13 protein-coding genes are annotated in these 11,830 nt (G+C 64.7%); 4 read left to right on the top strand and 9 right to left on the bottom strand.

The genetic code is table 11. The features are described 5' to 3' along the window. Positions 1-87 precede the first annotated feature (87 nt). Positions 88-999 (bottom strand): LysR family transcriptional regulator, encoded by a 912-nt coding sequence (locus H6X51_RS06065; RefSeq protein ID WP_185266621.1) that lies wholly within the window; start codon positions 997-999, stop codon positions 88-90. Between the two features lie 104 nt (positions 1,000-1,103). Between H6X51_RS06065 and H6X51_RS06070 the strand changes: the two genes are divergently transcribed. After that, entirely contained in the window at positions 1,104-1,877 is a 774-nt protein-coding gene (locus tag H6X51_RS06070) for a ferredoxin--NADP reductase (protein ID WP_185266622.1), read from the top strand. A gap of 52 nt (positions 1,878-1,929) precedes the next feature. On the opposite strand, the gene H6X51_RS06075 is transcribed toward H6X51_RS06070, so the two are convergent. The 4 genes from H6X51_RS06075 to aroC are packed head-to-tail and all read right to left on the bottom strand — an operon-like array spanning position 1,930 to position 5,223. After that, entirely contained in the window at positions 1,930-2,694 is a 765-nt protein-coding gene (locus tag H6X51_RS06075) for an SDR family oxidoreductase (protein WP_185266623.1), read from the bottom strand. After that, complete coding sequence (locus H6X51_RS06080; protein WP_185266658.1) at positions 2,691-2,876, bottom strand: hypothetical protein; 186 nt, start codon at positions 2,874-2,876, stop codon at positions 2,691-2,693. The genes H6X51_RS06075 and H6X51_RS06080 overlap by 4 nt, the downstream gene beginning before the upstream one ends. Positions 2,877-2,910: 34 nt before the next feature. Continuing rightward, complete coding sequence (locus tag H6X51_RS06085) at positions 2,911-4,074, bottom strand: MFS transporter (RefSeq protein ID WP_185266624.1); 1,164 nt, start codon at positions 4,072-4,074, stop codon at positions 2,911-2,913. 57 nt (positions 4,075-4,131) lie between these two features. Then, positions 4,132-5,223 carry a chorismate synthase gene (aroC, locus tag H6X51_RS06090; protein WP_185266625.1) on the bottom strand — a complete coding sequence of 364 codons (1,092 nt, stop codon included), beginning with the start codon at positions 5,221-5,223 and terminating at the stop codon, positions 4,132-4,134. A 162-nt stretch (positions 5,224-5,385) separates the two neighbouring features. Between aroC and H6X51_RS06095 the strand changes: the two genes are divergently transcribed. The 3 genes from H6X51_RS06095 to H6X51_RS06105 all read left to right on the top strand — a co-directional run bounded on the left by H6X51_RS06095 (position 5,386) and on the right by H6X51_RS06105 (position 7,630). After that, entirely contained in the window at positions 5,386-6,153 is a 768-nt protein-coding gene (locus H6X51_RS06095; RefSeq protein WP_185266626.1) for a sulfite exporter TauE/SafE family protein, read from the top strand. Positions 6,154-6,208: 55 nt separating this feature from the next. Then, the gene (locus H6X51_RS06100; RefSeq protein WP_185266627.1) at positions 6,209-6,985 is read left to right on the top strand and encodes a hypothetical protein; all 777 of its coding nucleotides are present in this window, start codon (positions 6,209-6,211) and stop codon (positions 6,983-6,985) included. 72 nt (positions 6,986-7,057) lie between these two features. After that, the gene (locus H6X51_RS06105) at positions 7,058-7,630 is read left to right on the top strand and encodes a Smr/MutS family protein (RefSeq protein WP_185266628.1); all 573 of its coding nucleotides are present in this window, start codon (positions 7,058-7,060) and stop codon (positions 7,628-7,630) included. Between the two features lie 104 nt (positions 7,631-7,734). Here H6X51_RS06105 and H6X51_RS06110 read toward each other — a convergent pair whose 3' ends face one another. The 4 genes from H6X51_RS06110 to H6X51_RS06125 form a co-directional block, all read right to left on the bottom strand. Further along, positions 7,735-8,496 carry an SDR family oxidoreductase gene (locus H6X51_RS06110; protein ID WP_185266629.1) on the bottom strand — a complete coding sequence of 254 codons (762 nt, stop codon included), beginning with the start codon at positions 8,494-8,496 and terminating at the stop codon, positions 7,735-7,737. Positions 8,497-8,608: 112 nt separating this feature from the next. Beyond that, entirely contained in the window at positions 8,609-9,709 is a 1,101-nt protein-coding gene (mnmH, locus tag H6X51_RS06115; protein WP_185266630.1) for a tRNA 2-selenouridine(34) synthase MnmH, read from the bottom strand. Then, positions 9,709-10,746, bottom strand: coding sequence for a selenide, water dikinase SelD (selD, locus tag H6X51_RS06120; protein ID WP_185266631.1), 1,038 nt, complete (start codon positions 10,744-10,746; stop codon positions 9,709-9,711). Before selD ends, mnmH begins: the two co-directional genes overlap by 1 nt. Before the next feature lie 60 nt (positions 10,747-10,806). Then, entirely contained in the window at positions 10,807-11,817 is a 1,011-nt protein-coding gene (locus H6X51_RS06125; protein ID WP_185266632.1) for a patatin-like phospholipase family protein, read from the bottom strand. Positions 11,818-11,830 lie beyond the last annotated feature (13 nt).

Consider the following 11,830-nt stretch of genomic DNA (forward strand, 5'->3'; position numbering starts at 1 on the left):
GTCGTGGTTACCGCTACCCTGGCGTACACTGCGCAGATAGCAGAGGCACAGCGTTTCGACGCTTATCGTCTGTAGGAATACCTACCCTTAGGAAACACCTCTATCATCGGAGCCGACCGTATCCTCTTCCCGACACAACTCCAACCACCGACGCATTCCCGCGCTGATGAACTTGTTGCGATGCCGCACGAAGTACAGCCCGCGCGTGAAGTCGCGGTGCGGAACCGGCAGCGGTACCAGGGTCCCGCGGCGGAAGGCATCGCCCAGGGTGATCGCCGACAGGCAGCCAACCCCCAGGCCGGCCTCCACCGCGCGCTTGATCGCCTCGGTATGCTGCAATTCCAGCTTGATGTTGAGCTGCGGTAACAGGCCGTGCAGCGCCCACTCGAAATTCTGCCGGGTGCCCGAGCCCTGTTCGCGCACTATCCACTCCGCCTGCACCAGGTCCTCATCGGTCAGCCAGGGCTTGCCCGCCAGCTCGTGATCCGGCGCGCAGAACACCACCAGCTCATCATCCCGCCAATACAGCATCTTCAGGTCGGGATGGCGGGTCTCGCCTTCGACCAGCCCCAGGTCCAGTTCGAAGTTGGCCAGCTTGCGCACGATGCTCGATGTATTGGCCACCTCCAGCTCGACCCGTGCGCCGGGCTGCTCCAGCATGTAGCGGGTCATGATGCCGACGGCAATATAGTTGCCCACGCTCATGGTCGCCCCGACCCGCAGATGGCCGGCTTCCTCGTGCCCCGCCAATGCCGCTTCCAGGCCACGGGCCTGCTCCAGCAGGGCCTGGGCCTTGGGTCGAATGTTCCTGCCCAGCTCGTTGAGCTGCAGGCGCTTGCCGACCCGGTCGAACAGTTGCACGTTGAACTGCCCCTCCAGATCGCGCAGGGCACTGCTCACCGCCGACTGCGACATCGCCAGGCTCTCTGCGGCGCGGGTCAGGTTCTCATGGAAGGCAGCGGCGAGAAACACTTCAAGCTGACGCAGGGTATATTTCATTATCGGTTTTCCCGGATATACAAATAAAAATAAATCACTTAACCGGTAGATTAGCCAAGCAGTAGAATAGCCGCAATTTCGAGGATCCCGACTGGAGGGAATAGATGTCCAAATTCAACACCGAGCGTGTTCTCAGCGTCCATCACTGGACCGACACCCTGTTCAGCTTCAAGACCACCCGCGACCCGGGTCTGCGCTTCAAGAACGGTCATTTCATCATGATCGGCCTGGAAGTCGAAGGTCGCCCGCTGATGCGCGCCTACAGTATCGCCAGTCCGAACTACGAAGACACCATGGAGTTCTACAGCATCAAGGTGCCGGATGGCCCGCTGACCTCGCGCCTGCAGCACATCAAGGAAGGCGACAACATCATCGTCAGCAGCAAGCCCACCGGCACCCTGGTATTGGACAACGTGCTGTCCGGCCGCAACCTGTACCTGCTCAGCACCGGTACCGGCCTGGCGCCCTTCATCAGCATCATCCAGGACCCGGAAACCTACGAACGCTTCGACAAGGTCATCCTCACCCACGGCTGCCGCTGGGTACGTGAACTGGCCTACCAGAAGCTGATCACCGAGGACCTGCCGAACCACGAGTACTTCGGCGAGCAGGTGCGCGAGCAACTGATCTACTACCCGACCGTGACCCGCGAGCCCTACCGCAACGAGGGCCGCCTGTCCGACCTGATGACCAGCGGCAAGCTGTTCGAGGATATCGGCCTGCCCAAGCCGAACCTGGAAGACGATCGCTTCATGCTGTGTGGCAGCCCGGCCATGCTCAAGGACCTGACCGCCATCCTGGATGATTGGGGTTTCGAGGAATCGCGCCAGGGTATCCAGGCGCACTACGCCATCGAGCGCGCCTTCGTCGAGAAATAAGGCTCCCCCGCCTCCCGGGTCGGTAACAGTAGTTGCCGACCCGCTTTCCCCACTATTCCCGATAGATCATCTGCCGGCTCATGCCACCATCGGCGATCAGGTTCTGGCCGGTGATGAAGGCTGCCGCCGGACTCAGCAGGAATGCCACCAGCTCACCGATATCCTCCGGTTGCCCTACCCGGCCCACGGCGTGCTGCTCGTGATCGACCTGACTCAGCGGGTCGCTGGCCTGCAATGCTTCGGAGCGGGTATCGATCCAGCCGGGGCTCACCGCATTGACCCGGACCTCCGGCCCCAGGCTGACCGCCATGGCATGGGTCAGCGCCACTAGGCCGCCCTTGCTCGCGGCATAGGCCTCGGTATGCGGTTCCGATTGCAGCGCCCGGGTCGAGGCGATGTTGACGATGGCCCCGCCGCTGTCGCGCAGCAGGCCGATGCATTGCCGGGACACCAGGAAGGCCCCGGTCAGGTTCACTGCCAGCCGGCGGTTCCAGGCCTCCAGGCTCAACTGCTCCAGCGGACCGTTGTCCGGATCGGCCAGCCCAGCATTGTTCACTACGCCATCGAGCCGCCCGAAGTCGCCCTCGATCTGCTCCAGCGCCGCCTGCACACTGGCCTCATCGGCCACATCCAGCGGCACGAACTCGACCGTGCCCAGGCGTGCCAGCTCCTCCGCGGCAAGCAGACCCTCGGCTTCGTCCACATCCCCCAGCACCACCGACCAGCCGGCGCGCAGCAGGCTGGCGGCGATGCCCTTGCCTATGCCGCGCGCCGCGCCGGTCACCAGCGCCACTCGTAGTTCATGCGGTTCGTTCATGCGCGCTTCGGCCCCTTGCCCAGCCAGATGGCCCAGCCGAGCAGTGGTAGCAATACCACCAGGACCATCCAGCGGGCCTTGGCGCCGCGGGCTGCACCACTCTGGGCGATGCTGCTGATCGCACTCAAGGCCAGCAGCAGCAACGCAATGCCGGCCATCACGATAATGAAATTGCTGTTCATCCACTCACCTCCGCTGCTCCCCCACTATAGACCATCAATGCGCCGGTTCCGCCGCGGGCTCCTGCATCCACCACCACAGCAGCAGCGCGGCCAGCGCCGCCGCCAGACTGGCCAGGGCAAAGGTCCAGCCGGCACCCAGGGAATTCCAGCTGTAGCCGGAGTACAGGGCGCCCAGGGCACCGCCACAACCGGCCAGGGTGGCATATAACGCCTGGCCCTGCCCCTGTTGGCGTTCACCGAAACTGCGCTGGACGAAATGCACCGCCACCACATGGAAGCAGCCGAAGGTCGCCGCATGCATCAGCTGGGCCAGCGTCAGCCATGCCAGGTTGTCCGCCTGCAACCCCAGCAACAACCAGCGCACCGCCGCCAGCAGGAAGCTGGCGATCAGCAACTGCTTGAGTGAGAAGCGCTGCAGCAGGCGACTCATCAGCATGAACAGAATGATCTCCGCCACCACGCCCAGCGCCCACATCGCGCCGATCAGCCCCCGCCCGTAGCCCAATGCCTCCAGATGCAGGGTCAGGAAGGTGTAGTACGGGCCGTGGGACAGCTGCATCAAGGCCACGCAGAGGAAGAACACCGGCACCCCGGGGCGCCGCAACTGGTCGAGGAAGCCGACGCTGGGCACCAGCCCGGGGCGCGAGGCGGCCAGCGGCGCCGGCGGCACCAACAGACTGCAACAGAAGATCCCCAGCATGATGGCGAGCATGACCTGCGGGTAGATGTCCGGGCTATAGCTGTCCAGCAACAGCCCCAGCACCACCACGGTGACGATGAAGCCCACCGAGCCCCACAGGCGGATCTGGCTGTAGCGCGCAGACTGCGCGCCCAGGTGCCCCAGGGTGATGGTTTCGAACTGCGGCAGCACGGCATGCCAGAAGAAGCTGTGCAGGGCCATGATCACGGCCAGCCACAGATAATCCTGGCGCCAGAGAATGGCGCTGAAGGTCAGCGCGGTGAGCAAGGCCCCGAGCCGCTCGATCAACAGCCGCTGCCCACTGCGGTCGCCCAGCCAGCCCCAGAGGTTGGGCGCCAGGCAACGCATCAGCATGGGAATGGCCACCAGCTCGCCGATCCGTGCCGCGGAAAAGCCCAGGTGATGGAAATACAGCGACAGGAACGGCGCTACCCCGCCGAGCAGCGCGAAATAACAGAAATAGAAGCCCGACAGGCGCCAGTAAGGCAGCCTAGCCATTAGCCGCAAGCTGCCAGCTGCAAGCAGTCACCTCTCATGCAGCCTGAAGCCTGGAGCTCACAGCTGTCCCAGCACCGGAGTGGTGACATGTACCTCGGCATTCTGTGCGCGATGGCGCAGCAGGTGGTCCATCAGTACCAGCGCCATCATGGCCTCGGCAATCGGCGTGGCGCGGATACCGACACAGGGATCGTGCCGCCCCTTGGTCACCACCTCGACCGGATTGCCATCGACATCGATGGAACGGCCCGGCGTGGTGATGCTGGAGGTCGGTTTCAGCGCCAGGTGCGCGATGATCGGCTGGCCGGAGGAAATACCACCCAGTACGCCGCCGGCATGGTTGCTCAGGAAACCCTCGGGGGTCAGCTCGTCCCGGTGCTCGGTACCGCGCTGGCCGACCGCGGCGAAACCGTCGCCGATCTCCACCCCCTTGACCGCGTTGATGCTCATCAGCGCATAGGCGAGCTCGGCGTCCAGGCGATCGAAGATCGGCTCGCCCAGCCCCGGCGGCACACCCTCGGCGACCACGGTGATCTTCGCGCCTACCGAATCCTGATCGCGACGCAGCTGGTCCATATAGGCCTCCAGCTCCGGCACCTTGTCCGGGTCAGGGCTGAAGAAGGCGTTCTGGCCGACCGCCTCCCAGTTCCTGAAGGGAATCTCGATCGGCCCCAACTGGCTCATGTAGCCGCGCACACTGATGCCCTGGCTGGCCAGGTACTTGCGGGCGATCGCCCCGGCGGCCACGCGCATGGCGGTTTCCCGGGCCGAGGAACGTCCGCCACCGCGGTAGTCGCGGATGCCGTACTTGTGGTGGTAGCTGTAGTCGGCATGCGCCGGGCGGAACAGGTCCTTGATCGCCGAGTAGTCCTTGGACTTCTGGTCGGTATTGCGGATCAGCAGGCCGATCGGGCAACCGGTGGTGCGCCCCTCGAACACCCCGGAGAGAATCTCCACCTCGTCCGGCTCCTGGCGCTGGGTGGTGTGCCGGCTGGTGCCGGGCTTGCGCCGGTCCAGATCGAGCTGCAGATCGGCGGCGGACAGTTCCAGCCCGGGCGGGCACCCATCGACGATGGCGACCAGGGCCGGACCATGGCTCTCGCCGGCGGTGGTGACGGTAAACAGGGTGCCAAGGGTATTTCCGGCCATGCGTGCCATCCAATGTCAGTTACGGGAAAGCCAGCAGTATAACGCCCGACCGGCACCGGTGACAGCACCCCGGCCCACTGCGGCCATGGCGCGAGCCAGACACCGTCCATTACTTTAGAATGCCGCGACAGGAAATGCCGACACACCCCAAGGAGCACAGCAATGCAGGCACTACTGGATCTTCTGCTGCCCGCCGCCCTGCCACCGCTGACCGCCGCGGCGCTGGTGGCAGCATCCGCGCTGACCTCAGCGGTTACCGCCTCGCTGGGCATCGGCGGCGGCGTGCTGTTGCTGGCGATCATGGCCATCGTCATGCCGCCGGCAGCCATCATTCCGGTGCACGGCATGGTCCAGCTGGGCTCCAATGCCGGCCGCGCGGCCATGACCCTGCGCCATATCAACCTGCGCCTGATCGCCTGGTTCGCCCCCGGGGCCCTGCTCGGCGCCTGGCTCGGCAGCCTGTTTCTGGTCGACCTGCCGCTGTCGCTGGTGCAGCTGAGCATTGCCGCCTTCATCCTGCTGCTGTGCTGGGGCCCGCCGATCCCGCGTCTCGCCACCGGCCCGACCGGCACCCTGCTGGCCGCCACGGCCACCACCTTCGTCAGCCTGTTCGTCGGTGCCACCGGGCCGCTGGTAGCAGCCTTCGTCAAGCAGCAGCAACGGGGCGAGCGCTTCTCCACGGTGGCCACCTTCGCCAGCGCCATGTGCCTGCAGCATGCGCCCAAGGCGATCGTATATGGCGCTGCGGGCTTCGTCTTCGCCGACTGGCTGGGCCTGATGCTGCTGATGATCGCCGCCGGTGCTGTCGGCACCTGGCTGGGTCTGCGGCTGCTCAGGCGCATGAGCGACAGCCGCTTCACCCTGATATTCAATGCCCTGCTGACAGTTCTTGCTCTACGCCTGATCTGGCAGGCGCTGCAAAGCTGGTAATATTCAAGAACGGCGGCAAGCGGCCGATAACGGGGTATTCAGCAAGGACCACCCGATGAGCGAAGAGCAACCTCACAGCGCAGCACCAGAACAGGCCCCGCCGCCGCGGGACCCGTTCGCCCATGCGCGGCCATCGGAACTCTACTGGATTCAGCTCAAGCCGGTATACAAGGGCCGGCTGATGCTGCATGGCGAACGCCTGGCGCAGATCGCCGTCACCCATGAGCGGGTGGCCAGCCTGGAGCTGCTGCGCCTGCAGTTGCGGATCGAGGATGAAAGCGTCCCGCCGGACACCAACGTCATGGAGTTGCTGGTCGACCACAAGCATCAGCGCATACGCTTCGGCCCGCTGCAGGGACTACGGATCTTTCCGCCCCAGCGCGGCGTGGCCGGCTTCATGCTGGCCCAGTTGATCGACTGGGCACAGCGCCACTGTGCCGACTACTCAGTGACTCCGGTCATGCTGCATGCCAGCGAAGTACCCAGCGAGGAAGCCCGGCAGATACGCGAGCGCCTGCTCAAGCGCGCCGGCTTCCACCTCAGCTACAACGACGACGCCCGCAGCGAGGGCAAGGCCCAGGCCAACCGGGTCAGCAACCTGATCGCCAGTTGGAACACCGAGCGGGTGCAGCGCTTGCATGTCGGCGAGATCCTGCACCAGTTGCGCGACCAGGAAACCCTGAATCGCCAGCAGCTGGCGCAACTGACCACCCTGCAGGCCACACTGGATGAATACAAGCGTAACGACATAGGTCACCGCTTCGCCATCGGCTGCCTGATCGTATTCTCGATCTTCCAGGCGCTGATGCTGCTCTGGGTGGTGCTGCGCTGAGCCAGTTCGCTGGGGATTAACCGCCAGTGCTGGTAAACTGCCCGCCTGTTCCACCACACTCAACATCCAGCCATGACCCAGGACAGCAACGACCCGGACGACCTGGAACTGTTCCGCCAGGCAACCAAGGGTGCCAAGCCGATCACCCATGACCGCGCCGATACCGGCAAACCGCGCAGCGACCGCGCGCAGTTGCAGGCCCGGCGCCAGCGTGCGACGCAAACCCAGAACCAGCTGCGGGTCGATGGCCTGTCCGATCAGTTCGTCATCGACGTGCTGCCCGAGGAAGAACTGGCCTGGGCCGCCAATGGCGTGCAGGAAGGCCAGCTGCGCAAGTTGAAGGCCGGGCAGATCGCCTTCGACGGCAGCATCGACCTGCACGGCATGAGCGTGGACAAGGCCCGCGAACTGCTATGGGAGTTCATCGCCGAGGCGACGCGCATCGAGGTGCGTTGCGTGCGTGTCACCCATGGCAAGGCGCAGCGCAAGGACGGGCGCACACCGATTCTCAAGAGCCACGTCAACACCTGGTTGCGCCAGCACCCCAAGGTACTGGGCTTCACCTCCTGCCTGCCGCGCCACGGCGGTACTGGCTCGGTCTATGTACTGCTGCGCCGGGACATGCTCGAAGGCCGGGACGACTAAGGCCTCTCCCCAGGGGGGGTAGCGCGCCTGCGCTACGCCGGCAAGGTCGCACCCACTCAACCCTGTCGTCGCGCAGGTGCGCGACAACCCGGGTATATGCAGTGTCAGTACGCGGTCTTGCCGCCATCGACCGGCAGGGCAACTCCGGTGGTGAAGGATGCAGCCTCCGAGCACAGGTACAGCACCGCAGCGGCGACTTCCTCGACCATCCCGACCCGCCCTACCGGGTGGATGGCGACAGCGCTGGCGGCCTTGCGCGGATCACCCGCCACGGCGCGGCGGAACATATCAGTATCGATGACACCGGGGCAGACTGCGTTGATACGCACGCCCTGCTTGCCGTAACCCACCGCCGCCGAACGGGTCAGCCCGAGCACGGCATGCTTGCTGGCACTGTAGATGCTCATGTTCGGCGCCGCACCCAGCGCTGCGACCGAGGCGGTGTTGACGATGGCGCCCCCACCATTCTTCAGCATCAGCGGGATCTCGAACCGCATGCATTGCCATACGCCCTTGACGTTGACATCCATGATGCGATCGAACACCTCTTCGTCACCGTCAGCCAACCTGCCCTGCTCGATATCGATACCGGCATTGTTGAAGGCACAGTCCAGACGGCCATGCTCGGCCTCGATCCGCTCGATCAGCGCCTTGACCTGGGCGCTATCGGCCACATCGCAGGCGAGGAACAGCGCATCGCCACCCGCAGCCCGTATGGCGCTGGCGACCGCCTCGCCACGGTCGGCATCCACATCGGAGACAATCAGGCGGGCGCCCGCCGCCGCGAAAGCCTGCGCCGTCGCTTCGCCGATCCCTGCTGCCGCGCCGGTCACCAGCACCACCTTGCCGGAAAAATCATTGGCCATGCCTGCTCTCCTTCACCTGGACAGAGGCGGTCCATTCCGCCTCGAAAGCCCGGAGCCTAGCAAGCGCTGCAGCCATGACTCCAGCATAGTCAGGGCCGTTATTCACACATCATTACATTCGCTTATGCCGCAGCCAGTCGATGACCGCCTGCTGGTCGCCGCTGAACACCACCCGCGCTTCCTTGCTCTGGCGCTGATAGGCATACATCGGATCGTAGTAGTGGGTCAGCAATCCCTCGATCCAGGCGCGGTGCGCCGTCACCTCACCGGTGCGCTGCTGGATATCCAGGGCCTCGCTCATCAGTCCGTGTAGTTCCTGATGACGCTCGCCGCCAAGGCGCTTGTAGATACGCTGCAGGCTGCCGAGCAGGTACTCCGAGAAGGCAGTGAAGGCTGCCTGCGGGTCATCCGGATGGAGTGCAGCGAACTCCTCGCGCATATCGATCACATAGTCGCCGAGGATGCGCGTGACCCGGTTGTCCAGTGGGTCTTCCAGCCAGACCAGCGGCGCAGTGCGCATCGCGTTGTACATTTCCAGGGGAACCGAGCAACTGCCGACCATACGCCCTTCATCCTCCAGCACCAGTTGGCTCGCTCCGCGGGCACGCCGCCTGAGCACATCTATCGCCAGACGGTTCTCGAAGTCGATCTGGGCGGGCTGCGGCGTGGCATGGCGGCCGAAGCTGGAGCCCCGGTGATGGGCCCAACCCTCCAGGTCCACGCCGTTGTCCAGGGCGTTGATGACCTCGGTCTTGCCGGTCCCGGTCATCCCGGCCACCAGTATCAGCGGGCAGTCACGCACCGCCTCATCCAGGCTATCGATGAGAAAACGGCGCATGGCCTTGTAGCCGCCGATCACCCGCGGATACCGGACGCCGGCCTCGGCCAGCCACTGCTGCACCAGTTGCGAACGCAGGCCACCGCGGAAGCAGTACAGATAACCCTGCGGATTGGCCTCGGCGAAGGCCTTCCAGGCTTCGATGCGCGCCTCCTTCAACGCACCGCTGACCAGCCGGTGGCCGAGGGCGATGGCTGCGGCCTGGCCGTGCTGCTTGTAACAGGTGCCGACCCGACGCCGCTCCTCGTCATCCATCAGCGGCAGGTTGATGCTGTGCGGGAAGGCCCCCTTGGCGAACTCGATCGGCGCGCGCGCATCCATCATCGGCACATCGCTCAGGAACAGACTGCGGTAGTCGTCGGTGTCCGCCCGCATCAGCGCACCTCGACCCAGGCACCGCCGCGATGCTCCAGCAACTCACCGATCGGCTGCAGCTGCAGGCCCTGCTCGGCGGCGATGGCGAGGAACTGCTGCTCACCGACCGGATCGACCGCCACCAGCAGGCCACCGCTGGTCTGCGGGTCGCACAACAGGTCGCGCCACTGCGCCGGCATCTCGGCCAGCTTGTGGCCATAGCTGGCAAAATTGCGACCGGTACCTCCCGGCACGCAACCGGCGTCCAGGTAGTGCTCGACACCCGCCAGGCGCGGTACCGCCGCCTCCTGTATGCGCGCCAGCACACCCGATCCCTCAGCCATTTCCGCCAGGTGGCCGAGCAGGCCGAAGCCGGTGACATCGGTCATCGCCTGCACCGCCTCCAACTGCGCGAAGCGTGCACCGATACGGTTGAGCTGGCACATCAGGTCACGCGCCACGCCGGCGTCCTCGGGGCGCAGCTTCTTGTGCTTTTCCGCAGTGGTGAGGATGCCGATGCCCAGCGGCTTGGTCAGGTACAGGCGCGCCCCGGGGCGCGCGGTATCATTGCGCTTGAGCTGGCGGCGCATGACCTGGCCGGTCACCGCCAGGCCGAAGATCGGCTCCGGCGCATCGATCGAGTGACCACCGGCCAGCGGCATGCCGGCCTCGGCACAGACCGCACGGGCACCGGCCATGACCTCGGCAGCCACCGATGCCGGCAGCACATTCACCGGCCAGCCGAGAATGGCGATGGCCATCAATGGTGTACCACCCATGGCGTAGATATCGCTGATGGCATTGGTCGCAGCGATGCGCCCGAAATCGTAGGCGTCATCGACAATCGGCATGAAGAAGTCGGTGGTACTGACGATGCCGCGCTCGTCATCCAGGCCGAATACCGCCGCATCGTCGCGACTGCCATTGCCGACCCACAACTGCGGATACTCGGGCATCGGCTGGCTGCTGGCGAGGATCTGGTCCAGCACCTTGGGGGAAATCTTGCAACCGCAGCCTGCACCGTGGCTGTATTCGGTCAAACGCACTGCATCGGCCATGTCTGTCTCCGGGTTGAAACTCAGCCCGGCATTCTAACAGGCCGATACGCCCTGCGCTGGTCAGTGATGCCGACGACGCCCCTCGAACCGATCGAGGGTATCGCTGGCCACCATGCGCCCCAGCTCGATCAGCTCAGGCGCGCGCTGGAATTCGAAGAACCGGCACAGGCGCTTGGGTACATCGAACACCACATCCGGCGGATAACCGGCGATCTTGTACTTGGTCAATGACGCCTGCATGGTCTCGAAGGACAGGTTGACCAGTTCCAGCATGCTCGCTGGGCCAACCTGGATATCCGTGCTCACCGGCTGCTCCTCGTCCTCCTGGCGATTTGCGGCCGCCTCGGCCGGTGACAGTTCTTCGGTCATGTAATCCAGCTTGCGCTGCTTATCGCCCTCTTCTTCCTCTTCTGAGTCATGCCAGCTGAGCAGGTTGCGCAGTCGCAACGATTCCATCCATTGCTCCAATTGATGACGGATCGGCGCCGGTCGCGGGATCACCGGCAACACATAGCCGTTGCTGTGGTTGGCATTGAGATTGACCGCCATGATCAGGTCACAATGCGCCGACACCACCGGAATGATCGGCAAGGGGTTGAGCAGCCCACCGTCGACCAGCACCCGACTGCCCTGGCGCACCGGCGAGAACAGACTGGGAATCGCCGCCGAGGCCCGCATCGCCTCATGCAGGCTGCCCTGCTGGAACCAGACCTCCTGCTGGTTGGTCAGGTCGGTGGCCACGGCGGTGAAGGGAATGCGCAGGTCCTCGATATTCACCTCACCGAGAATCTCGCGGATACGGCCGAAGATGCGCTCGCCGCGAATCGCGCCCAGATTGCCGAAACCGAAATCCAGCAGGCGCAGTACATCCAGATAGGCCAGCCCCGATACCCAGTCGCGATACGCCTGCAGTCCCCCGGCGGCATAGATCCCGCCGACCACCGCGCCCATCGAGCAACCGGCGATGCATTCGATGGAATAGCCACGCCGTTCGATTTCCTCGATCACACCGATGTGGGCATAGCCCCTGGCTCCGCCGCTACCCAGCACCAGCGCCACGCTTTGCGTCATTTTCACCTCTCCG

The sequence above is a fragment of the Halopseudomonas xiamenensis genome (assembly GCF_014219065.1).
GTDB classification, from domain to species: Bacteria; Pseudomonadota; Gammaproteobacteria; order Pseudomonadales; family Pseudomonadaceae; genus Halopseudomonas; species Halopseudomonas xiamenensis.